General features: G+C 58.4%; 23 protein-coding genes. 4 read left to right on the top strand and 19 right to left on the bottom strand.

All coding sequences use genetic code 11. From position 1 onward, the window contains the following. Nucleotides 1–115: 115 nt before the first annotated feature. Complete coding sequence (gene scpA / locus GFB49_RS04325) at nt 116–2,242, bottom strand: methylmalonyl-CoA mutase (protein ID WP_153214597.1); 2,127 nt, start codon at nt 2,240–2,242, stop codon at nt 116–118. Continuing rightward, nucleotides 2,208–3,140, bottom strand: a complete 933-nt coding sequence (locus GFB49_RS04330) for a hypothetical protein (protein WP_153214598.1) — start codon at nt 3,138–3,140, stop codon at nt 2,208–2,210. Before GFB49_RS04330 ends, scpA begins: the two co-directional genes overlap by 35 nt. 178 nt (nt 3,141–3,318) lie before the next feature. On the opposite strand from GFB49_RS04330, the gene GFB49_RS04335 reads away from it, so the two are divergent. Next, nucleotides 3,319–3,774 carry a DUF4174 domain-containing protein gene (locus GFB49_RS04335; protein ID WP_153214599.1) on the top strand — a complete coding sequence of 152 codons (456 nt, stop codon included), beginning with the start codon at nt 3,319–3,321 and terminating at the stop codon, nt 3,772–3,774. A gap of 1 nt (nt 3,775) precedes the next feature. On the opposite strand, the gene GFB49_RS04340 is transcribed toward GFB49_RS04335, so the two are convergent. From GFB49_RS04340 to GFB49_RS04370, 8 genes are all read right to left on the bottom strand, one after another. Then, nucleotides 3,776–4,345: a hypothetical protein gene (locus tag GFB49_RS04340; protein ID WP_153214600.1), complete on the bottom strand. Its 570-nt coding sequence runs from the start codon at nt 4,343–4,345 to the stop codon at nt 3,776–3,778. Nucleotides 4,346–4,592: 247 nt separating this feature from the next. Beyond that, the gene (locus GFB49_RS04345; RefSeq protein ID WP_153214601.1) at nt 4,593–6,623 is read right to left on the bottom strand and encodes an acetyl-CoA carboxylase biotin carboxylase subunit; all 2,031 of its coding nucleotides are present in this window, start codon (nt 6,621–6,623) and stop codon (nt 4,593–4,595) included. Nucleotides 6,624–6,742: 119 nt separating this feature from the next. Beyond that, the gene (locus GFB49_RS04350) at nt 6,743–6,931 is read right to left on the bottom strand and encodes a hypothetical protein (protein WP_153214973.1); all 189 of its coding nucleotides are present in this window, start codon (nt 6,929–6,931) and stop codon (nt 6,743–6,745) included. Nucleotides 6,932–7,190: 259 nt separating this feature from the next. Beyond that, nucleotides 7,191–7,547, bottom strand: a complete 357-nt coding sequence (locus GFB49_RS04355; protein WP_153214602.1) for a hypothetical protein — start codon at nt 7,545–7,547, stop codon at nt 7,191–7,193. A 69-nt stretch (nt 7,548–7,616) separates the two neighbouring features. Then, nucleotides 7,617–7,757 carry a hypothetical protein gene (locus tag GFB49_RS20990; RefSeq protein ID WP_194269260.1) on the bottom strand — a complete coding sequence of 47 codons (141 nt, stop codon included), beginning with the start codon at nt 7,755–7,757 and terminating at the stop codon, nt 7,617–7,619. Nucleotides 7,758–7,971: 214 nt separating this feature from the next. Beyond that, nucleotides 7,972–8,379, bottom strand: a complete 408-nt coding sequence (locus GFB49_RS04360; protein ID WP_246149611.1) for a DUF6497 family protein — start codon at nt 8,377–8,379, stop codon at nt 7,972–7,974. 265 nt (nt 8,380–8,644) lie between these two features. Continuing rightward, complete coding sequence (locus GFB49_RS04365; RefSeq protein WP_153214604.1) at nt 8,645–9,007, bottom strand: hypothetical protein; 363 nt, start codon at nt 9,005–9,007, stop codon at nt 8,645–8,647. Between the two features lie 3 nt (nt 9,008–9,010). After that, nucleotides 9,011–10,543: an acyl-CoA carboxylase subunit beta gene (locus GFB49_RS04370; RefSeq protein ID WP_153214605.1), complete on the bottom strand. Its 1,533-nt coding sequence runs from the start codon at nt 10,541–10,543 to the stop codon at nt 9,011–9,013. Nucleotides 10,544–10,821: 278 nt separating this feature from the next. Between GFB49_RS04370 and GFB49_RS04375 the strand changes: the two genes are divergently transcribed. Then, entirely contained in the window at nt 10,822–12,015 is a 1,194-nt protein-coding gene (locus GFB49_RS04375) for a multidrug effflux MFS transporter (RefSeq protein WP_153214606.1), read from the top strand. Between the two features lie 105 nt (nt 12,016–12,120). After that, complete coding sequence (locus GFB49_RS04380; RefSeq protein WP_153214974.1) at nt 12,121–13,521, top strand: helix-turn-helix domain-containing protein; 1,401 nt, start codon at nt 12,121–12,123, stop codon at nt 13,519–13,521. A 21-nt stretch (nt 13,522–13,542) separates the two neighbouring features. On the opposite strand, the gene GFB49_RS04385 is transcribed toward GFB49_RS04380, so the two are convergent. The 7 genes from GFB49_RS04385 to GFB49_RS04415 all read right to left on the bottom strand — a co-directional run bounded on the left by GFB49_RS04385 (nt 13,543) and on the right by GFB49_RS04415 (nt 20,890). Further along, on the bottom strand, nt 13,543–14,028 hold the full coding sequence (locus tag GFB49_RS04385; protein ID WP_153214607.1) for a hypothetical protein: 486 nt from the start codon (nt 14,026–14,028) through the stop codon (nt 13,543–13,545). Between the two features lie 154 nt (nt 14,029–14,182). Further along, nucleotides 14,183–14,422: an HP1242/YdcH family protein gene (locus tag GFB49_RS04390; protein WP_153214608.1), complete on the bottom strand. Its 240-nt coding sequence runs from the start codon at nt 14,420–14,422 to the stop codon at nt 14,183–14,185. Between the two features lie 108 nt (nt 14,423–14,530). After that, the gene (gene betA, locus GFB49_RS04395) at nt 14,531–16,186 is read right to left on the bottom strand and encodes a choline dehydrogenase (protein WP_153214609.1); all 1,656 of its coding nucleotides are present in this window, start codon (nt 16,184–16,186) and stop codon (nt 14,531–14,533) included. An 8-nt stretch (nt 16,187–16,194) separates the two neighbouring features. Next, nucleotides 16,195–16,587, bottom strand: coding sequence for a DUF2306 domain-containing protein (locus tag GFB49_RS04400; RefSeq protein ID WP_153214610.1), 393 nt, complete (start codon nt 16,585–16,587; stop codon nt 16,195–16,197). Then, a complete protein-coding gene (gene betB / locus GFB49_RS04405; protein WP_153214611.1) occupies nt 16,587–18,044 on the bottom strand; it encodes a betaine-aldehyde dehydrogenase in 1,458 nt (485 codons plus the stop codon). The genes GFB49_RS04400 and betB overlap by 1 nt, the downstream gene beginning before the upstream one ends. Before the next feature lie 28 nt (nt 18,045–18,072). Next, entirely contained in the window at nt 18,073–19,584 is a 1,512-nt protein-coding gene (gene betC, locus GFB49_RS04410; RefSeq protein WP_153214612.1) for a choline-sulfatase, read from the bottom strand. Between the two features lie 97 nt (nt 19,585–19,681). Further along, complete coding sequence (locus GFB49_RS04415; protein WP_153214613.1) at nt 19,682–20,890, bottom strand: BCCT family transporter; 1,209 nt, start codon at nt 20,888–20,890, stop codon at nt 19,682–19,684. A gap of 172 nt (nt 20,891–21,062) precedes the next feature. Between GFB49_RS04415 and betI the strand changes: the two genes are divergently transcribed. Beyond that, nucleotides 21,063–21,638 (top strand): choline-binding transcriptional repressor BetI, encoded by a 576-nt coding sequence (gene betI / locus GFB49_RS04420; protein ID WP_153214614.1) that lies wholly within the window; start codon nt 21,063–21,065, stop codon nt 21,636–21,638. 3 nt (nt 21,639–21,641) lie between these two features. Here the strand turns inward: betI and GFB49_RS04425 are convergent, their stop codons facing one another. Beyond that, the gene (locus GFB49_RS04425) at nt 21,642–22,634 is read right to left on the bottom strand and encodes a DUF1036 domain-containing protein (RefSeq protein WP_194269261.1); all 993 of its coding nucleotides are present in this window, start codon (nt 22,632–22,634) and stop codon (nt 21,642–21,644) included. Between the two features lie 132 nt (nt 22,635–22,766). Further along, nucleotides 22,767–23,684: a DMT family transporter gene (locus GFB49_RS04430; protein WP_246149612.1), complete on the bottom strand. Its 918-nt coding sequence runs from the start codon at nt 23,682–23,684 to the stop codon at nt 22,767–22,769. Nucleotides 23,685–23,743 lie beyond the last annotated feature (59 nt).

Below are 23,743 nucleotides of genomic sequence, written 5' to 3' on the forward strand. Positions count from 1 at the left end.
CGCGGCAGGCGCGCCGGGGGACCCCCGGCGCGCCTGCCATGCCCAAGGCCGCCAAGGGGGTGCACCAGAGGTGCGCCACCTGCGGGCGCGGGAGCCCCAGCCCCTTGGCTCAAGATTACCCGCGGGCGGTGCGGATCAGGTTCAAAATGTCTTCCGCCGCCTCTGGGATATTGGTGCCCGGGCCAAAGATCGCCTTGACCCCCGCGCCATAAAGAAACTCATAGTCCTGCTGCGGGATCACACCGCCGCAGATCACGATGATATCCTCGGCCCCTTGCGCCTTCAGCTCTTCCACCAACTGCGGTGCCAGCGTTTTGTGGCCGGCCGCCTGCGAGGAAATTCCCACCACATGCACGTCATTGTCGATCGCATCCTGCGCGGCCTCGGCCGGGGTTTGGAACAGCGGACCCACGTCCACGTCAAAACCGATGTCAGCAAAGGCTGTGGCAATCACCTTGGCCCCGCGGTCATGACCGTCCTGGCCCATTTTCACCACCAAAAGACGCGGGCGGCGGCCTTCTTCTTCGGCAAAGGCCTCAATCGACTTCTGAATGGCGGCAAAGCCTTCGTCGCCCTCATAGGCTGCGCCATAGACGCCTGCCAGAGTCTTTACCTCCGCCGAGTGGCGGCCGAACTCTTTCTCCATTGCCATGCTGATTTCCCCCACAGATGCACGCGCCCGAGCGGCTTCGACCGCCGCCTCAAGCAGGTTGCCGCCTTCCTTGGCGCGGCGGGTGATTTCGTCCAGAGCAGCCGCACAGGCTGCGTCGTCTCGCGTTGCGCGGATGTCTTTCAACCGGGCGATCTGGCTTTCGCGCACGGCGACATTGTCCACGTCCAGAATGTCGATCGGGTCTTCTTGCTCCTTGCGGTATTTGTTGACGCCAACAATTACCTCTTCGCCGCGGTCGATCATGGCCTGGCGGCGGGCGGCTGTCTCTTCGATTCTGAGCTTTGGCATGCCCGAGGCAACGGCTTTGGTCATGCCGCCCATTTCTTCGGCCTCTTGCATCAAGGCCCAGGCTTTTTCGATCAACTCGTCAGTCAGGCTTTCGATGTAGTAGCTGCCCGCCAGCGGGTCGACCACATTGGTGACGCCGGTTTCTTCCTGCAGCACCAATTGGGTATTGCGTGCGATCCGGGCCGAGAAATCCGTGGGCAGTGCAATTGCCTCATCCAGCGCGTTGGTGTGCAGGGACTGCGTGCCGCCCAGCACCGCCGACATCGCCTCATAGGCGGTGCGGATCACGTTGTTATAGGGGTCTTGCTCCTGCAAGCTCACGCCCGAGGTCTGGCAGTGGGTGCGCAGCATTTTGGAGCGTTCGGATTTTGCGCCAAATTCGGTCATCACCCGGTGCCACAGGGTGCGGGCGGCGCGCAGTTTGGCGATTTCCATGAAGAAATTCATACCAATGGCAAAGAAGAACGACAGGCGACCGGCAAATTTGTCCACGTCCATGCCTGCGTCCATCGCCGCGCGCACATATTCGCGCCCATCCGCCAGCGTATAGGCGAGTTCCTGCACCAGGTTCGCGCCGGCCTCTTGCATGTGGTAGCCAGAGATCGAGATCGAGTTGAATTTTGGCATCTCGTTTGAGGTGAACTCAATAATATCCGAGATGATCCGCATCGACGGTTCCGGCGGATAGATATAGGTGTTGCGGACCATAAATTCCTTCAGAACATCGTTCTGGATGGTGCCGGACAGCAGCGATTTGTCATGGCCCTGTTCTTCACCGGCGACAATGAAACTGGCCAAGATCGGGATCACGGCGCCATTCATGGTCATCGAGACGGAGACTTTGTCCAGCGGGATGCCGTCGAAGAGGATTTTCATATCCTCGACACTGTCGATGGCCACGCCCGCCTTGCCCACATCGCCAACCACACGTTCGTGGTCACTGTCATAGCCGCGGTGCGTGGCCAGGTCGAAGGCGACCGAAACACCTTGCTGACCGGCGGCCAGGTTGCGGCGGTAAAAGGCGTTGGATTCTTCGGCGGTGGAGAAGCCCGCATATTGGCGGATGGTCCAGGGGCGACCGGCGTACATGGTGGCCTTGACGCCGCGGGTAAAAGGGCCAAACCCCGGCAAGGAGCCCATATGGTTGAGCTCCTTGGTGTCTTCTTCTGTATAAAGCGGCTTGACCTCGATGCCTTCCAGCGTGTTCCAGGTCAGGTCGTCAAGCGGGCGTCCGCGCAGCTCTTTTTCAGCCAGATCCCGCCAATCGTTGGTCTTGGTCATTGGGTCTTCCTCGTGTCAGTGTTCTGCGGAACGTTCTTGCGTCGCCCGCTTGGTCTTCGTGATCGGCGCTGATCTGCGCCAGCCCGTCGGCACCGCCAACAAGCCACATCATGTCGTCGGCATATGTCTCGCGCAGAATTGCGGTCTGCTCGGCGTCAAAAGGACGCCAGACGCCGAACTGATCCGCCAGCTTTGCGGCGTCTTCGTCCATCAGATAGGTCGACAGCTCCTCAACCCGTGGAGAGCGCGCCAGACGGATCCGGGCATGGGCGCGGGGGGCGCGGATCCCGGTGATTGATGTCAGCTGCGCATTGGGGCGACCGCCAAAGGTTTCAAAGGGTTGCACCCAAAGGTTCACATCCGGCAGCGCGGTGGCAATATCGGTGATCACATCGCGCCAGCTGCGTTCGGATTTCACATAACGGTTCAGCATATCTGTGGTCGGGAACGGAAAGCCGCGCGCCACACCATATGTCAGCGCCGAGGTCCAATAGTGATCAAGCGCGCGGATGTTCAGCACCAGATCTGTCAGCTCTCCATCAAACGCCTCACCAAAGCGGCGCAGGCGTTCGCCCGCATCCGCATAAAGCGTGCCCAGATGCAGGTTCTGGCGCATGGAGCCAAGGATGTTTTCATCCGAGATTACCAGCTGGTCAAACCCTGTGGCGCGTTCGGCAGCCAGTTTCAGCTTGATCCGCCCGCGGGCGCGTTTGGCGGGATCTGTTTTGGGCAGGATTTGTGGCCCCGGCAGCACGCCCTGGAACAGGCCCGAACGAGTCACCTGCGGGCCCCAATAACAGACGCCATCCATGGCGGCCTGCGCCCGGTTCTGGCGCATGTATTCCTGGAAGGTGGTGGTGGCGCAGCGATGTGCACCGATATGCAAAGACACTTTCATGGATGGACCGGTCCTTCTGCCGGAGGCTGTCAAGGCAGCATGTGTTGCGAAACTGTTGCCAGCTTGTTCCGCAGGTCCTTCCAAGGTGGTTAACATTATGTGTTTTTTTCGGGGCTTATCACGATCAGCCATCGCATTTTGGCCATCATGCCATATATTGAAACCAACAGGAGGCCCCATGCGATCCCTATTACCCGTTGTTTTGACTGCTTTTCTCGGCTCGACCCTTGCTGCCACAAGTTGGGCAAGCGACGGCAGCATGCCAAGCGAAGACGCGCTGTTTCTGGGCGCGTTTGAATCAAATTTGAATGAATTCTTATGGAAAAAACGCCCGGTGGTGATTTTTGCGGACTCCGAGGCGGATCCGCGATTCCAGGAACAGCTGGAGGAGCTGCAGGACCAGGAAGCGGCGTTGCGGGAACGGGATGTGGTGGTTTTGACCGATACAGATCCCGCTGCCAAATCCGACCTGCGCCGGCAATTGCGCCCCCGCGGGTTCCAATTGGTGCTGGTGGGTAAAGATGGCGATGTGAAGCTGCGCAAGCCGTTCCCCTGGACCGTGCGCGAATTGAGCCGGACCATCGACAAGATGCCGCTGCGGGTGCGCGAGATAGAGGAACGGCGGGGCGAATAGGTCACTTGCCATCCCCCCGCGCGTAAAACAGCCAGCGGTTTTCGCCATCAACGACGATCATGGCTTTTTCTTCGGGGTCAAACACCAGGTCGGCATTCTCATCCAAAAGCGCCTGCAGGTAATAGCTCTGCAAGGTTTCTGTCATACACTTGCGTGCAGAGATACCGGGTGAGATCAGACCAACGCCGCGATGCAGGCTGGCCGACATCAACGCCTCGGTCACCGAATGGGGGCTCTCCCCTTTGATATCAAAGAAGACCGGTTCCTGTCGGTCCAGGAGGTTCTCACCGGATTGAAAGGTCCGCGCACGGGAAACAGCTGACGAAATCCGGGTGGATTTCAGGTCAAAAACCGCTGCGGAACACCGTGCATCTGCATGGAAATAAAGGGTTTCACCCAGGCTCACCCAATCATTAAGGCGGGTGCGTACGTCATCTTCGCTTTGATTTGAACAACCTGCAATCGCAAGCAGGACCATGCCCGCGCCAATTGCACGTGTGGCCGCCCGCCCGCGTGAAGCCAAGCGGCGCCGTGCCCTGGTCAGCGACCAGGACGTCTTTTCTTCTGGCACAATACCCCTCCAACTAGTCTGGCAGGGGCCCACTCTTGGCCCCTGAAAAATCCCTTGCCCACCAAGGTCTTTCTCAAAGGTAAATGCCAATTGTTTACAGGGGGTTAAGCTTACAATTTGATGTAAACGATTAGGCCGCGGGCGAATTGCGGGCCGAATTTGCGGCCGCGCCGCCGCCCCATGTCTGCGGCCCGCGCAAAAAGCACGGGAAGACAAGGGGTTATGCGGCGCGGCGCAGGTCACGAGATTATTCGAACTCCATGATGACGTCGTCCACCGCGAGGCTGTCGCCGGCACTCGCGTTAATTTTAGTTACGACACCCTTTTTTTCTGCGCGCAGAATATTCTCCATTTTCATGGCTTCCACGGTGCAGAGCGCCTGGCCTTCCTGAACCTCGTCGCCGACCTCGACCGCAACCGAGACGATCAGACCCGGCATTGGGCAGAGCAGCATCTTGGAGGTATCGGGCGGCAGTTTTTCGGGCATCAGCTGCGAAAGCTCTGCCTGACGCGGGGAGCGCACGTGGACCTTGAGATCCGCGCCACGGCTGCGGATGGCAAAGCCGTGGGTGATCTTGCCCACTTTCATCACCAGTTCGCTGTCGTCAGTCTGAACGGTTGCAAGCTGGTCGCCCGGTGTCCAGTCAGAGGAAATCCGGATTGTGGTGCCATCATCAAAAGTGACGGTCGAGCCGTCGCTGTCGGCGGCAATAGACAGCGGATATGTCTGCCCCTGCAAGGCGACAACCCAGTCATTGCCAACCTTGCGTTCATGGTTGTCCATCCGGCCCGAGACCTGCGTGCGGCGGATTTCGGCCACCCGGTGCATCGACGCACAGGAGGCCGCGATGCGTTTCAGATCGCTTTCGGGCAGTTCGACCCCTTCGAAACCGTCAGGATATTCCTCGGCAATAAAGGCGGTGGTCATGTCACCCGAGATGAACTTGGGATGATCCATCACCGCCGACAGGAATGGCAGGTTGTGACCAATGCCTTCGACCTCGAAACTGTCGAGCGCGGTGCGCATCGCCTCGATCGCGGCGTCGCGGGTTGGCGCCCAGGTGCAGAGCTTGGCGATCATCGGGTCATAATACATCGAGATCTCGCCGCCCTCATAAACGCCGGTGTCATTGCGCACCACGATGTCGCCCGCATCACCGGGTTGGACACCCGGCGTATAGGCTGCGGTTTCCGCAGGGGGGCGGTACCGGATCAGACGACCAATCGACGGCAAGAAGTTGCGATAGGGATCTTCGGCATAAAGACGGTTTTCGATGGCCCAGCCGGTGAGTTTGACGTCGTCCTGGGACATGGTCAGCTCTTTGCCGGCCGCGACGCGGATCATCTGTTCCACCAGGTCGACGCCGGTGATCAGCTCGGTCACCGGGTGTTCCACCTGCAGGCGGGTGTTCATTTCCAGGAAGTAGAAGTTCTTGTCGCCATCGACGATAAACTCCACGGTCCCGGCAGAGGCATAGCCCACGGCCTTGGCCAATGCGACGGCTTGTTCGCCCATGGCTTTGCGGGTGTCTTCGTCCAGGAAGGGGCTCGGGGCTTCTTCGACGACCTTTTGGTTGCGGCGCTGGATCGAACATTCACGCTCGCCCAGATAGATGCCGTTGCCGTGGCTGTCACACAGCACCTGAATTTCGATATGGCGCGGTTGGGTGACGAATTTCTCGATAAAGATCCGGTCATCGCCAAAAGAATTCGCGGCCTCGTTCTTGGAGGACTGGAAGCCTTCGCGCGCTTCTTCGTCGGTCCAGGCAATCCGCATCCCTTTGCCGCCACCGCCGGCGGAGGCTTTGATCATCACCGGGTAGCCGATTTCATTGGAAATCTTGACCGCCTCATCCGCGTCCTCAATCAGACCCATGTAACCGGGCACGGTGGAAACGCCTGCCTCCTGAGCGATCTTCTTGGAGGTGATCTTGTCCCCCATGCTTTCGATCGCGCCCACGGGCGGTCCGACAAAGGCAACGCCAGCTTCGGCCAGAGCCTCGGCAAATTTGGAATTCTCCGACAGGAAGCCATAGCCCGGATGCACAGCCTGTGCGCCGGAGGTTTTGATCGCCTCCATCACCTTGTCGATGACAATATAAGACTGGTTTGCGGGCGGCGGGCCGATGTGGATGGCTTCATCCGCCATCTGCACATGCAGCGCCTGCTTGTCTGCGTCCGAATAGATGGCAACGGTCTTGATCCCCATTTTGCGCGCAGTCTTGATGACGCGACAGGCAATCTCCCCCCGGTTGGCAATCAGGATCTTGTCAAACATCGGCTCTCCTTCGGTTTCTTAGGCTTAAACGCCAAAACGCCGCCTCTGGCCCCTGTGCAGCGATGCGACAGAAGTCAGAGACGGCGTTTGACGTGTGGTTCGGGTTGGGCGCAGGCTGATCAGCAGCTGCGCTGGTATTCCTTGCAATAGATGACATTGGCCGCCGCGCCGACGGCGGCGCCGGTGACCAGATTGCCATCGAGGAGCGCTGAGCCCACGGTGCCCGCAGCGGCGCCCAAAGCGGCCTGTTCTGCGGTTGTGTCGCCACAGGCCGAAAGGCCCAGAGCGGCGATGAGGGCTGCCCCCATTGTGAAGCGTCGATAAGAGGTCTGCACTGCGTCGATCCTTTCTGCATCTTGCGCCGGGATGATCCGACGTTTTGCAGGCAGGTTGCCGACGGGCGCGTCCGATACAAGACACCTCGTGCCTGATACCGGATCTGTGCAGAAGCTTGCGCAAAAGCGTCTTGGTTTGGGCAAGGGGTTGCCCATGGCGCCACTGTTTGCGCGCAGGCGCGGCTGCGGGCAAACCCGTCAGAGACAGATATATGACGCAGCCGCAGGCCCATTACCCCTGCCCTCCGTCAAAGGCTTCGGGAAAGGACGCGCGCGCAACGGCTTCGTTGATTTGCAGCAGCGCCTCGTAATCGGTGGGGTCGAAATCTTCGTCGACCGCAACCACTTCGCGCCCAAAGAGCCAGCTGAGGCGACCTGCATCCAGGTTGCCCCGTTCAAACGGCTCCGTTCCAAAATGTTCCCAAAGCGCCTGCATAAAGCCCGCATCCGCGCGGCGGTCCGCCGGCCTGCGGTCGCGAAACCGTTCGCGAACGGTGATCGGTGTGGCCCCTTTGGGATTGGGACGACGAATGATGAATTGGAAATCTGTGCCCGGCAGACGGCCGGGGAATCCGCGATGTTTTAACATGGTGGTGCCTCAAATCCGGCACCATGCGGAGCGGCGGGGGCCGGCCGCAGGGCCGGTCCCCTGAAGGGTTTATTTGTATTTGCCGGTGTAAACCGGTTCTTCAGAGATCGGCTCGGGATCAACCACGACGAACTCTTCCTGACGGCTTGCACATGCGGCAACAGCGGCCAGCAGGCCTGCCATTGCAAACAGTTTGATGCTCTTAGACATTTCAGTCTCCTGTGAACTTTTGCGAAACCAGCGCGCCCCAAGGGCCGCGCATGCCTCAACCAATAATACTGGTCCGGCCCCGCCGAACCTGCCGTGAGCTTACAGGAGGTGAACGCAAATAAAAATCCCCACTGCACAAGAGGATGCGCATGTGTCGACAAAGCCGCAAATTCCTGCCGAAGCGGTGATTGGGATGCAATCAGACATACCGTCATCAGAACGCCTCCCAGATGCAGGTGGCGTCCTGAGCGCTGTAAAGCTCAAAATACTGGGTCGCCTCGGGATCGGCTTCGCCAAAGGGGACCGGACGGTCCGACAGTGAGATGGCAATCCGCGCGGCTGCGATCTGATGGTCCTGCACATAGGGCAGCGCCACCGACTGGCAAAGGTGATCCATGTCGCCTGCCGCCTGATCCACGTCGGCCTGCCCTGCACCTTGTGCGATGTCAGGTGCAATAAATCGAAATCTGAGCCAGAGCGCACCGGGTGTTTCATCCTGTAACACTTCAGACAAATAGACCGGCTGGCCCGAGGGCACAGACAGCTGTTGCTGCGCGTCTACCGATGCAGCCCATGCTGCAACTGCACAACCCATAGCGGTAAAAAAAGTGAAAGCAGACAAGAGATGTCCGCAGCCCCGGCACCCTGTAAAAGGGCCTCCTCCAGCCGGGGCCGCAGGCGCTGCGCTGGCCGCGCGCGCTATGCTTATCAGGCGTGGGGTGATCATGGCCGCGATTCGTCCCCATTGTCAAATGTGCAAATCGTGATTCGTTCGAATCTAAGTGTTTTTACGATAGGTGACACGAATGTCGCACCGCTATCGCTTGAGTTGAACTGATCAATGTTCACAGAGGGATAGGTGACAAAAATATGACGCAGGAAATACATCATTTCTGCCCTCCCCTACGATTCGCCTGAGCCACCCAACGGCTGCGCTTTGATTGATTTTCCAAAAGTGCCTGGATCTGCCCCGCCGTCGCGGGCGGGATTTTTCCAAGCACCCGGCCACCTGCCGCAACCCGCCAGCCTGCGGCGGTTGCGGTCAGGCGCACGACGGGCGAGAACCCGCGCATAGATTGTAAAACCCGCCACATATCCTGCCGGATCTGATGCGCCAAACGGATCGGGTCGCCCGGCGGCAGATCCGTTTCGGCCACGACATCCAGACGAGCGGGCCGTTCACGCGTCAGCGTGATCACGGGGCCCAGATCGCCCTCTTCGCGCAGGATATGCCAGTTGCGGTTTCTCATAAATCAAAGCGGGATGTTGTCGTGTTTCTTCCACGGGTTCTCGAGCTTTTTATTGCGCAGAGACGCAAAGGCGCGCGAGACGCGGCGGCGGGTGGATTTGGGCTGGATCACCTCGTCGATGAAACCGCGTTCAGCGGCGACAAAGGGGTTGGCAAACCGGTCTTCGTAATCCTTGGTGTGGGCTGCGATCTTGTCAGCGTCGCCCAGATCCGCACGGTGGATGATCTCGGTGGCACCCTTGGCCCCCATCACCGCGATTTCCGCCGTGGGCCAAGCATAGTTGAAATCGCCACGCAGGTGTTTGGACGCCATCACGTCATAGGCACCGCCATAGGCCTTGCGGGTGATCACGGTGACTTTTGGAACAGTCGCCTCACCATAGGCAAACAGCAGCTTTGCCCCGTGTTTGATAACGCCGCCATATTCCTGAGAGGTGCCCGGCAAAAAGCCTGGGACATCCACAAAGGTCAGGATCGGGATTTCGAAACAGTCGCAGAAGCGCACAAACCGCGCGGCCTTGCGCGAGGAGTCAATATCCAGACACCCCGCCAGCACCATCGGCTGGTTGGCGACCACGCCCACGGTCTGCCCTTCGAGCCGAATGAAACCGGTGATCATGTTCTTGGCGTAATCTTCCTGAATCTCGTAGAAGTCGCCTTCGTCCGCGGTTTTCAGGATCAGCTCTTTCATATCATAGGGCTGGTTGGGGTTTTCCGGGATCAGCGTATCCAGGCTGGTTTCAATGCGGCCGGGTTCGTCAAAGAAGGGGCGCACAGGCGGTTTTTCGCGGTTGTTCAGCGGCAGGAAATCAACCAGGCGGCGGACCTCGGCCAGCGCCTCGACGTCGTTTTCAAAGGCCCCATCAGCCACCGATGATTTCTTGGTATGGGTGGAGGCGCCGCCCAGCTCTTCGGCGGTGACAACTTCGTTGGTAACGGTTTTCACCACATCGGGGCCGGTCACAAACATGTAAGAGGTGTCTTTGACCATAAAGATGAAGTCGGTCATCGCAGGCGAATATACCGCGCCGCCGGCACAGGGGCCCATGATGACGGAGATCTGCGGGATCACACCCGAGGCCATGATATTGCGCTGGAAGATCTCAGCATAGCCGGCCAGCGCGTCCACACCTTCTTGAATACGGGCACCACCGGAATCGTTCAGACCAATCACCGGCGCACCGTTCTGGATCGCCATATCCATGATCTTGCAGATCTTCATCGCATGGGTGTCCGACACCGAGCCGCCCAGAACTGTAAAATCCTGGCTGAACACATAGACCTGACGCCCGTTGATGGTGCCCCAGCCGGTGATCACACCGTCGCCTGCGGGTTTGTTGTTTTCCATCCCAAAGTCGGTGCAGCGGTGCGACACAAACATGTCGAATTCTTCGAAACTGTCGGCATCCAGCAAAAGCTCGATCCGTTCGCGGGCGGTCAGCTTGCCGCGTGCGTGTTGGGCGTCGATGCGTTTTTGCCCCCCGCCGAGACGCGCGTCCTCGCGACGGTCATTCAGTTCTGCTAGAATATCTTTCATGGCCGGTGTCCCTCTTAGATTCCTGAGGGACCATAGACGTGCCCGTTCTTTGACCAAAGTTAAAATTCGCAAATTTGCAAATCATTTGCGGCGCAGCATTGCTAATTTGAATAACTGCAAATTATCTCATCTTAGTTAGATCTTGGCGCCATACACAGGGGTCTGCGCGCCACAGCACAGGGAAACCCTTGGACTTGTCGCACCGTGGAAAGTAAACTGATCCGTACAGGTAATTTACTTGTTAACTACCCTTTCAGCTTCCATTTCCGAGCCCCAATATGACAGCCAAAACCCCCGCCCATGTTGTCACGCTGATTTTGCTGACAGGCATTGGCGCGCTGAGCATGAATATGTTCATCCCCTCCCTGCCCAGCATGGCGACATATTACGAGGTCGACTATCGGGTCATGCAGCTGTCGATCTCGCTGTATCTGGGTTTGAGCGCGGTGGTTCAGGTCGTGGTCGGGCCGGTGTCGGACCAGATGGGGCGGCGACCGGTGATGTTGTGGAGCCTGGTTGCCTTTATGGTTATGACCGTGGGCTGCATCTTTGCGCCAACCGCGTTGAGCTTCCTGATTTTCCGCATGGGTCAAGCCATTGTGGCGACCACTCTAGCTATCAGCCGAGCCTCTATCCGGGACGTGCATGAAACCGACAAGGCCGCCAGCCAGATCGCATATGTCACCATGGGAATGGCCATTGTGCCGATGATTAGCCCAGCCCTTGGCGGGGTGATTGACCGTTATCTGGATTGGACCGCCAATTTCTGGATTCTTTTGTTGCTGGGGGCGATGGTCTGGTTGCTGGCGTATCGCGACTTTGGAGAGACCAAGAGCAGAAGCGGCATGAGCCTCACTCAGCAGTTTCGCGAATATCCAGAGTTGTTCCGCTCCCCGCGCTTCTGGGGGTATTCGCTGGCTTGTGGGCTGTCGTCGGGTACATTCTTTGCGTACCTCGGTGGCGCGCCGTTTGTGGGCACCGAAATCTATGGGCTGGAGGCTGACGTCTTGGGCCTGATGATGGGCGCACCGGCGGTCGGGTATTTCTTTGGCAACTATATCTCGGGCCGGTTTTCGCAACGCTTTGGCATCAACGCGATGGTCCTTGCGGGCTGCATCATCAATCTGGCTGGTGTCGGGGTCTCGATCGCATTGACCTTGGCGGGGATGGAGAGCGTCTATACCTTTTTTGGTCTGATGAATTTTGTGGGGCTTGGCAATGGGTTGTCTATTCCAAATGCCACGATGGGCGCAATCTCGGTTCGACCGAAACTGGCGGGCAGCGCATCCGGTCTGGCCGGCGCTGTGATGATTGGTGTCGGTGCAGTCTTATCAGCACTGGCTGGACGGGTTCTGGTCGAAGGGTCCACTTCCGTGCCGCTTTTGACCATCATGCTCTTGACCGCTGCGGCGGGCATGCTGTCGATCCTGATGGTGATCCGGCGCGAGCAGAGACTCAAACTAGCGCTCTAAGCCCTGCGACCATTGGGCCGGGGCGGCATGGCGATCCAGGACTTGCACCGTCCGATTTGCAATTCTACAATCTGCGCGACCTGAATTTGCAAAGGCATGCCACAGATGGCCACCCAAAAGCTTTACGCCGGGGCAAAGCTGCGTGAAATGCGCGCCAAGCTGAGCCTGACCCAAAAGGATTTTGCCGCCAAGCTTGGGGTCTCCCTGCCCTATCTGAACCAGATGGAGAACAACAACCGGCCGGTGTCCACCACGGTTGTTCTGGCGTTGGCGCAGGAGTTTGGCCTGGATGTGACCGAACTGTCGACCGGCGACAGCGAGCGGCTTGTCAGCGATATGCGCGAGGCCCTGGCCGATCCGGTGTTTGTTGAGACCATGCCGCCCCAGGCGGATCTGCGGCTGGCGGCCTCCAATGCGCCGGCCTTGGCGCGGGCCTTTCTGGCGTTGCATCAGGCCTATCGTCAGAACCACGAACGGCTGGCTTCACTGGATGAGGCGCTGGGGCGCGAGGATGCGCGGCTACAGGCCTCGCCTTGGGAAGAGGTGCGCGATTTCTTCCATTACTGCGACAATTACATCGATGCGGTGGATCATGCGGCCGAACGGTTCAGCCGCGCGGCCGAGACCCCAACCGAAGTGCGTGCCACAGCAATTGCGGCCTTGGAACAGGCGGGGGTCACGGTTGAGCTTTGTGATATGGAGGGGGTGCGCCGCTATGACAAAGAGCGCAAGCTGTTGCAGCTGTCGCAGCTGGCGGCACCGGAGACCCAGGTGTTTCAGCTGTTGTTGCAAGTGGCGCTGTTGCTGAACAACAGCCTGCTGGAGGCGACGCTGGATTTTGCCAAGTTCCAGACGGAAGAGGCCCGCGCCATCGCCAAGATCGGCCTTGCGAACTACTTTGCCGGTGCCGCGCTGATGCCCTATGGCCGGTTTCTGGCACAGGCGCAGGCCGACCGGCATGACTTGGAGCGGTTGTCGACGCGGTTTGGGGCGTCCATCGAACAAGTCGCCCACCGCCTGTCGACCCTGCAACGCCCCGGCGCCAAAGGGGTTCCGTTCTTCTTTGTGCGTGTGGATCAGGCCGGCACGATCACCAAACGTCATTCGGCCACAAGGCTGCAGTTTGCCCGCTTTGGCGGAGCCTGTCCCCTGTGGAACGTGCACCGCGCCTTTGAAACACCAGGGCAGTTCCTGCGTCAGCTGGCCGCCACGCCGGATGGGGTGCGCTATATCTCGCTTGCGCGGGATGTCTCCAAATCCTCGGGCCGCTTTGGCGCGCCCCTGCGCCGCTATGCCATTGCACTGGGGTGCGAGGTCAAACACGCGGGTCTGCTGGTCTATGCCGATGGGATGGATGTGGACAATGACGCCGCCTATGAGCCCATCGGCATCTCCTGCCGCATCTGCGAACGCCGCACCTGCCACCAACGCTCTGTCCCACCCTTGGAGCGGCGGCTGCAAGTGGACACCAATACGCGCGGCACCCTGCCCTATGAGGTGACATAGCAGGGGGGGCGATGAGGGCGCTTAACCTTGGTCCTCGGTCCCGGCGTCATATTGGACGAAGGCCAAAGGCGTGGACAGACGGGCCGCGAACCAGAAGATCGCCGCATAGGCCACACCAAACCCCGCACCAAGAAGCAAGGCGATCCCGTCGAAGTCAAACACATACCGGAACAGCAAATACCCAACGATCCCACCGGATGCAGTAGCAACCGCCCAGCCGGCAAAGCCCGTTTTGATCGCAAACATCGCCAGCGGGATCGTAAGGATGATAGCCGGGATAACCCCCATCAGCGAGAACCCCATCAGGACGCCAAAAGCCTCCGCCTGATCCTCAAGGGCTGAAACACCCAGAAAGACCAAAGCCTCAAGACAGATGCCAACAACGATCGGCAATATGAACGGCGTCACAACCATAGCAATGCAGCCGATCACAACGGCGCGGCGCCGCACCACAAATGGAACAGGCCTTGCAGATCGAAATGCGGGCCAGTTTTGCAAAAAAGACATGGCAGAAAATCCTAAAAGAAACTGGCCGCCACCTTATTCGTTTTGCCCTCGGTGCCAAGCCCGCCCCAGATCAGGATCACAAGGTTTTGTAGACGAAAACGGCACCAAGCCAATGCTTGATGCCGCCGTTATCAGGTCCTGACTGGACGGGCCATCAGGCCGCCGACAGGATCGACCAGATCTCATCCTTGAGTGCAGCGCGTTGTTTGCGCAGGTCGGTTTCCGCCTCTTGGCTGATGGGTTCCACTTTGGTCTCCGCCCGGTGCACGGCGCGGTTCACCTCATGATATTTGTCGGCCAGATGGGCGAAATGTTTGTCGGACGATTTGAGCGTGCTGATGGTTTCGACCTTGTCCGGAAACTCGGCGGCCAGTTCATGGGGTGTGTGGGACATGGGCGTCTCTCCTCTTTGATGTGTCAAAGATAGAATATTGCCCTGCCCCACACGGCGATTTGATCAGAGTCAAAGGGGTGTGCGAATTGCGGGTTTTCGCACATTTTTTTATCGCTGGGACGTCTGCCAATTTGGGTTGAACCAGGGTTCGGCGTTTGACGATGGCAGGCGGCGGCCCAGGATGTGGTCGCTGGCTTTCTCTCCGGTCATGATCGACGGACCGTTGAGGTTGCCGTTGGTGATGCGCGGGAAGATGGAGCTGTCGGCGACGCGCAGGCCCTCGACTCCAATCACCCGGCATTCGGGGTCGACCACGGACATGGGATCATCAACGCTGCCCATCTTGCAGGTGCCACAGGGGTGATAGGCGCTTTCGGCGTGTTCACGGACAAACCCGTCGAGTTCATCGTCGGTCTGCAGGTCCATACCCGGCTGGATCTCATGTTTGATGAAAGGTTTCATCGCATCCTGGGCAAAGACCTCCCGCGTGAGACGGATACATTTGCGAAAGTCGATCCAGTCCTGTTCGGTGGACATGTAGTTAAAGAAGATCTTGGGGTCATCCTTGGGATCTGCCGACGACAGGGTGACATTGCCGCGCGAGGGGGAGCGCATGGGGCCCACATGGACCTGGAAACCGTGGCCTTCGGCTGCTGCCTGCCCGTCGTAACGCACCGCAATGGGCAAGAAGTGATATTGGATATCGGGGTAGTCCACGCCTTTGTCCGACCGCAGGAAGGCCGCGCTTTCGAACTGGTTGGACGCACCAAGCCCGGTTTTGGTAAACAGCCATTGGGCGCCCACAAAGGCTTTGCCAAAGAGGTTCCAGTATTTGAACAGGGTGATCGGCTGGGTGCAGGCCCATTGGAAATAGAACTCAAGGTGGTCCTGCAGGTTCTGGCCGACGCCGGGGCGATCGGCGATGACATCAATCCCGTGCTCCGCCAGATGCGCCGCCGGGCCAATGCCCGACAACATCAGGAGTTTCGGGGAGTTCAGCGAGGAGGCCGACAGGATCACCTCAGCATTGGCGCGGATCACTTCGACCTTGCCGCCACGCTCAACCTCAACTCCGACGGCGCGGCCGTCTTCGATCACCACTTTGCGGGCAAAGGCGCGGATCAGGGTGCAGTTGTCACGTTTGAGCGCCGGTTTCAGATAGGCGTTGGCGGCGGACCAGCGTTGACCTTTGTAGACGGTCATCTCCATCGGGCCAAAGCCCTCTTGCTGCTCGCCATTATAATCCGAGGTCACCGGGTATCCGGCCTGCTGTCCGGCCTCAACAAAGGCCGCGTGCAGCGGGTTGTCGCGGGGGCCGCGAGAGATATGCAGAGGGCCGTCCGTGCCGCGCCAGTCCGGATCGCCGCCCTGGCCGCTTTCGTGCCAGTTTTCCATCCGTTTGAAATAGGGCAGAACGTCGGAATAGGCCCAGCCCTGCGCGCCCGCATCGGACCAGTGGTTATAATCGCCTGCGTGACCACGCACATAGACCATACCGTTGATCGAGGACGAGCCGCCAATGACCTTGCCGCGCGGCGTCACCAGCTGGCGGTTGTTCAGACCCGGTTCTGGCTGGGATTTATAGCCCCAGTCATAGCGGGACATATTCATCGGATAAGACAGCGCGCCCGGCATCTGGATAAAGGGGCCCGCGTCCGTGCCGCCATGTTCGATGACCAGCACCGATTTCCCAGCCTCTGACAAACGATAGGCCATCGCGCAGCCTGCGCTGCCCGCCCCAACGATCACATAATCCGCGTTCATTTTGGCTCCTAGAACAGTATTTGGTGCATGATCCGCCCTGGCAGCAGCGTGAAGGCTCCCGCGAGGATCAGCGCGTAGAAAAAGAGGTTGCGCATGTGGCGGCGATGGGCGTCGATCCGCCCAAGGCGCGCGGTGCGCACGGCCTGCCAGAGCCCCACCAGAGTGAGCACAGACAGGAGATGTATCGGGGAAAACGGGCCAATGAGCCTGATTTCATTGATAAAGAAGCTGGAGACGGCCACCACGGCCATGCCCCCAACCCAAAACCAGCCTACCAGCCTGTGGGGCAATGTCCCCTTGGGTAGGGCAAGCTGCGCCGCTCCGACGCCAAGGGCCGCGAAAGCTGCAAAAGCATGCAGCGGGATCGGGCCTTTGGCGGACAGAAGCGGCGCAAAATCCATCAGAACGCGGCTTCGACGTCACCCATGCGCACATAAACCGATTTCACCTGGCTGTAGTGCTGGATGGCTTCTTTGGAGTTTTCACGACCGACGCCCGACGCTTTGACCCCGCCAAACGGCGCTTCGACCGGCGCGTCATTGTAGGAGTTGATAAAGCAGCTGCCCGCCTCAAGCGCGCCGATCACCCGGTGGGCGCGGCTCAGATCCTTGGTGAAGACACCGGCAGACAGACCAAATTCGGTGTCATTGGCGCGGGCGATCACCTCATCCTCATCCTCGAAATCGAGAACCGCCATGACGGGGCCAAAGATCTCTTCGCGGGCAATCACCATCTCGTCTTTGACATCGGCAAAGATGGTTGGCTCGATAAAGTAGCCGTCCATATCTGCGCGTTGGCCGCCACAGACCAGACGAGCACCTTCGGCTTTGCCTTTCTCGATATAGCCCAGAACAATGTTCATCTGGTTTTCCGTGACCATCGGGCCAAAGTTCACGTTTTCATCCATGGGGTCGCCCAGTTTGGCGTTCGCTGTACGCTCGGCCAGACGGGTGAGGAATTTCTCTTTGATGTCTTTGTGCACAAAGACGCGGGTGCCGTTGGAACACACCTGACCCGAGGAGTAGAAGTTGCCGTTGATGGCACCGCCCACCGCATTGTCGATGTCGGCGTCTTCAAAGACGATCATGGGGGATTTGCCGCCCAATTCCATGGTGACGTGTTTCATGTCTGCTGCTGCCGCGGCATAGACTTTTTTGCCGGTGGGCACCGAGCCGGTGAGCGAGACTTTGTCGACACGTGGATCGCTGACCAGCGCACCGCCCACTTCGCCCATGCCCTGGATCACATTGTACAGACCTGCGGGCAGACCGGCCTCGACCAGGATTTCCGCCACTTTGAGGGCACAAAGCGGGGTGGTCTCAGACGGTTTGAACACCATTGCGTTACCACAGGCCAAGGCAGGTGCCCCTTTCCAGCAGGCGATCTGTGTTGGGTAATTCCAGGCGCCGATACCCACGCAAACGCCGAGGGGCTCGCGCACGGTGTAGACCCAGTCTTCGCCCATCGGGATATGTTCACCGGTCAGGCTGGCGGCGAGACCGCCAAAATACTCCAACGCATCCGCGCCGGAGGTCGCGTCCGCCACCAGCGTTTCCTGCAGCGGTTTGCCGGTGTCATAGGTTTCCAGCACCGACAGCTCATGATTGCGGTCGCGGATGATGTCGGCCGCGCGGCGCAGGATGCGGCCGCGTTCGGTGCCGGTCATCTTGGCCCATTCTTTTTGCGCCGCTTTGGCGGAGGCCAGCGCCTGCTCCACAATGGCCGGGGTTGCGGCATGGACGGTGGCGATCCGTTCACCGGTTGCAGCATAGATCACCGGGATCTCGGCGCCACCGGTGTCTTCGACATACTGACCATTGATGAAATGGCTGGCTTTGGGCTGTGCGGGATGTGTCATGGGTATATCTTTTCCGACGTAACGTGTTTCATTCGCCGCGCGGGAAACGGGCGTTTTCTTCGACAACATTGAGGTCCATATGATTGCGCATGTAGCGTTCAGACGCTTTTTGCAGCGGTTGGTAGTCCCAAGGGTAATACCCTCCCTGACGCAGGGCTTCGTAGACAACCCAGCGGCGCGCTTGGCTGGCCCGGATATCCGCATCGATGGCTTCAAGGTCCCAGCGGGAAATTGATTTGGCCCGCAGCTCCGCAAGCACCTCTGCAAAGGCGGGATCTTCCGCCAGATTGTTGAGTTCCTTGGGGTCCGCCTCGAGATCAAACAGCTGATCGGGATCGAGCGCGCAGCGGTTGTACTTCCACTTGCCTTCACGCCAACACACCAGCGGCGCATAGGAGGCTTCAGCCGCATATTCGATCAACACGGGTTCCTCGCGCGGCGTTCCTTGGGCCAATGGCACAAGGTTATGGCCGTCGGTCCAAGGGGCAATTTCAGCCATATCTACACCGGCCAGCGCACCAAGCGTCGGAGTGACGTCGATGGTGGACACTGGTGTTTCGATCAGCCCGGCAGGCAGATCCGGCGCAGCGATCATAAGCGGCACACGGGCGGAGCCTTCAAAGAAGGACATCTTGAACCACAGGCCGCGTTCACCCAGCATATCGCCGTGGTCAGAGACAAAGAAGATGATCGTGTCCTTGTCTTGGCGCGTGCTTTCCAGCGCCTCGAGGATCTCGCCGATTTTATCGTCGAGGTAAGAGATATTGGCGAAATAGGCGCGACGCGAACGTTTGATGTCTTCCTCTGAGATATCAAAGCTGCGCCAGTCATTGGCGTCGAAGATGCGTTTGGAATGGGCGTCCTGCTGCTCGTAGCCAAGGTCGCCGACTTCCGGCAACAGATGTTCGCAGTCTTCGTAGAGATCCCAGTATTTCTTGCGCGCCACATATGGGTCATGCGGGTGGGTGAAGGAGACGGTCAGAGCCCAGGGGCGATCGTCTTTGCCACGGCTCAGATCATAGATCTTCTGAGTGGCGTTAAAGGCCACCTCATCGTCATACTCCATCTGATTGGAAATTTCGGCGACCCCAGCGCCGGTAACAGAGCCCATGTTGTGATACCACCAGTCGATCCGTTCACCCGGTTTTCGGTAGTCCGGCGTCCAGCCAAAATCGGCCGGGTAAATGTCTGTGGTCAGGCGCTCCTCAAACCCGTGGAGCTGATCCGGTCCGACAAAGTGCATCTTGCCCGATAGACAGGTGTAATAGCCCGCACGGCGCAGGTGGTGGGCATAGGTCGGGATGTCGCTGCGGAATTCAGCCGCGTTGTCGTAAACACCAGTGCGCGACGGCAGTTGGCCCGACATAAATGCCGCCCGCCCCGGAGCACAGAGCGGGGACCCGGTATAGGCATTGGCAAAACGCGTAGACCGAGCGGCCAGTTTTTTGAGATTTGGCGTATGCAGAAATTCAGCAGGACCATCTGGAAAAAGAGTACCGTTCAACTGGTCCACCATGAGGATCAGGATATTTGGTGACATAAGGAATGGTCCTTTTGATCGCTTCTGAGTTTTTTGGGGAGGCGGTCCCCCGCTTATGCGGGGAAAGCCCAAATATTTTTGCGATCAGAGTGCAACGTTAGTGCACTGCCTTGATCTTCTCAAAGTCGAGGGTGTTTTCCTCGGGGCTTGTCTTGATCGCCATGACCTCTGCCCGTTTGGTGACAAAGATATAAGCGAGACAGGCAACATAGATCCCGATGACAACAGCGCCGATCCATTGGATTTGCAGCCATTGGCTTTGGAACGCGAGCGTCAAACCGAACAAAACCACCGCGTTTCCGACAACGTATGGCACGGTGCCAAAACGTTTGGCCGAAAGGTTCAGGTTGTCGGTGTAAAGACGGATCAAGGAGTCAAACGAGTTGATCACAAAGATGATGCCAACCGCCGCCATAGAGACGTTGATCATCGTGGTCGTCGCGATCTCGTTCAGGTGATAATAGTAAAGCACCGAGAACCAGATACCCAGCGGGATCGACGGGAAGATCAGGAGTGCAGCCAGCACTTGCCAGGTCTTAAGGCCACCCACAAAGCGCGAGGTGAACTGGCCGATCATGATGGACCATGCAAACCACCAGAACAGGTAGAATTCATGGTAATCGGTGAGCGGCAGGATGAACTTGTGGATATTGGCAAAGTAGCCGCCGATGTTGGATGCGGTGCCAAAGAATTCGCCCAGACCCATGCCCGCATAGGCCCACATGCCCAGGATCAGAGCCAGGAACAGCATTGTGGAGCCCACCGACAGGATACGCACGTATTTGATGTCGGTTGAGGAAAACGCCGCAAAGAGGATCACCAGGAAGGTCACCACATAAAACGCCGGGATCACGGTTTCGCCGTCGCCCACGAAGGTTGCGTAATAGGGCAGATAGATCAGGAACAATGCGCCGGTAAAGGCGCAGGTGCCGATGATGACGATATTGTTGATCAGCTTCACCAGCGGGATTTCAAAGAACTTCACCTTGGGCTCGATGACGCAGAAGTAGAAGGTCGTCAGGAAATAAAAGCCCCAGATCAAAAAGCCCCAGAAGCCAAATTCCAGTGCCAGCGGGTTGGTAAAGCCATAGGCGGGCTCGGCCGCGGTATCCGCATAAAGCGGGAAGTCCCAGGCCAGCGGGAACATGATCAGCCCCACGTCCAGACCGGAGGTGAAGAGGATTGCGATAAAGGTGAACAGCGGCACCGGGGTGACCCCGACCACTTCGAGGTTCCACCATTTCAGTGTACAGAAAACCACCAGCCCCAAGGCCATTAGAATTCCAAATGAGATTAAGAGTGTCATCAAGTCTTCCCTGTTGTATGCGCCATCAGAACCGATTGAAGCGCTGTTTTAGACTTGGGGAAATGACATATCAGATTTACCTGAATTCTGAAATCATTTTTTGTACGGTCATACAAGTTTATGGTAAAAGCCATAAGAAATCCCCGACCGACGCAGGAGCAAGACCTGGACTATGGGCAGAAAACGCATACGCGACATCCGCAATGAAGAGCTGATCGAAGCCACCATTCGCGCCGTCCATCGCCATGGCTATGGCGTTGTTACAATGGCAGAAATCGCGCGGGAGGCCGAGGCGTCCGCCGCTTCGATCAACTACTACTTTGGCACCAAAGACGGGTTGATGGAGGCCACCATGCGCCACCTGCTGTCCAAATTGCGCCAGGCGATGATTGCGGGCTATCAACAGGCAGACAGCCCACGTGCGCGGCTTTATGCGGTGATGGATGCAAACTTTGCCGATCGTCTGTTTACGGTCGAACAATGCAGCATCTGGATGCAATTCTGGGCCAGCGCGCCCTATTCGCCGCGCCTCACGCGACTGCATCGGATCAACCGATCGCGGGTGCGCAGCCATTTTCTGGCAGAGCTGCAGGAGCTGTTGCCTGCAGATCAGGTTGAACCGGCGCGACAGGCATTGCAGTGTTATATGGATGGGGTTTGGCTGCAGGCCGCGCAGTCCGATGTGCCGCTGAATCCGGCTGCGGCTCGTGCCGCCGCTCACCAAGTTGTTGATCTGATTATACGTTAAACGCTAGCTGCCTGGTTTGCGTATATATTCCAACGCCTGTCCACTGGGGAGGAACCGCAGTGTCAGGTATTCGCGGTCCAACCGATCAATCTGGTAACACAGGCCTTTGGTGTCATCCTTGCTCCAAGCGTGAAGGGTAAACCCACCCTGCGCCACATGACCCAGGCATTGTGGAGAAACCGACAGGAATTCACGCGTTGTGGCTGCGCCCAGGTAAAAATTCATACGTGACGGGCCGTGAACGGTAAAACTGTCATTGGGATCAATTGTGGACACCCAGGTGCCTTGCAGATCCATCAGCTGTTTATGGGCCTCATCCGCAGGCAAATGCGCGGCCTCCAGCACCTTGACCTCAAGCGCATTTGGGGAGTCGTGGAAGACAGTTACCGTCAGCCGCACCAGGGCTCCGGTTGGCAGCTGCATCAGCCTGCGCGCAAGGGATTTGGGAACAGAGGGTTTGAGACGGGTCAGAATTTGGCGGTCTTGCCCCACAAAGGAACAGAGAGGCCCGTTTCCGCCGGGGGCCACCCGGCAGGATTCAAAAACCGCCTGCAATGTGCGCTGCGCTACTTTGGAAACGTCATCTTGCGGCAATAATGCTGAGATCTGCTGGGTAAAATCTGACGTATCCCGCCCCACATCAATGCGTGCAAAATCTAACGAGGACAGGCTCTGGCGGTGGCATTCTGTGCTGCCCGTGCCGCGAAAATCCTGATCGGATGCGCAGAACTTAACCGACGACGGGACAAGATCCACGCCAAGGTCGCGCAGGCGCAGATAATAAAAACGGGACGTCAGATCCTGGCTGATCAGCGTCACACAGTCATCGGCAGGAACCGACCGCCATCCCTGGCTGACCCAGGCGCCGTCTGTTTTCTGGGTGAATGCGACATGGTGATCATCGGCTGTGTCATTACACAAATGAAAGCCCGCCCAGGCAGGGGTCACCGGGCAGAGCATCGCCAGCGCGATAATTATTCCCAAGAACCAACGCATTACAGCTTCCTTACTTGGGCGGAGCAGTACGGCTTTCACACCAGACCCGCAGATCCAGCACAACAAGTGCGTGTGTCTTCTATATTGGAATGCCTTTATGAAACGTATTTGTGACGCCATGATGACGCTGTTTTAATGGTCAATGGCCGGGGCCGGCGGCGTAATGCTACGCTTTTTCAAGACGGCTTCGCGCCAACTAATATAGGTAATACTGGTTAAAATCAGCACACCACCCGCGACGACCCAAATGTCTATGGCCTCGCCAAACATCAATGCGCCAATCAACGTGGCCCAAACCAATTGCAAAAATGTGACCGGTTGTGAAACGCTAACCGGAGCAGCGGCAAAGGCCAACATCATTGTGTAATGACCTGCGGTGGCCAGACAGGCCACCAGGAACAACAGGGCCAGATCCGCGCCGCTGGGCGACACCCAGGTGGCGATGGCAAAGGGCAACAATGCGATGGGAACCCAGATCGACAGCATGGCCACCACCACCCCAGGTGAGGAGTCGCGCACGCCAAGTTTTGCCAACAGATGTGACACGCCAAAGGTCAGTGCGGTGGCCAGCATGGCCAAATGGCCCGGCGTGATCTCTCGCAGGCCCGGACGCAGGATAATCAGACTGCCGACAAAGGCTGCCACAATCGCGAGTGTCCGGCGCAGGGCCATCTTTTCTCCCAGGACAAACACTGCACCGATTGAGATGAAGATCGGCGTCAGATAGCCAATGGCCGTCACCTCGGCCAAGGGGATGCGCGACATGGCGTAAAACCATCCTCCCACGCCGATGGCATGGACGATCCCCCGTGCGCCCAGCACCAGATGCAGCCGCGGGGTCCATGTTGTGCTGGTAAAGCTGCGCAGCATTGGCACCACAAAGACCAGCCCCAGAAGATAACGCAGAAAGGCCGTCTCATACGGGGGAAGACGGCCATCCATAAACTTGATCACCACGGTGACCCCAACAAAGGCCATGCCGGTTGCAAACATCCACAGAACCGCCTGCACCGGGGCGTTTTCATCGCGGGATGCGGTCACATCGGTCATGGAGCTGCCTTGGGTCGGGGAGGATCTGCCCTTTACTTAACATGCGAAGAAAGAAAGGA

Origin of the sequence: Tritonibacter litoralis (assembly GCF_009496005.1) — a bacterium.
Classification (GTDB): Bacteria; Pseudomonadota; Alphaproteobacteria; order Rhodobacterales; family Rhodobacteraceae; genus Epibacterium; species Epibacterium litoralis.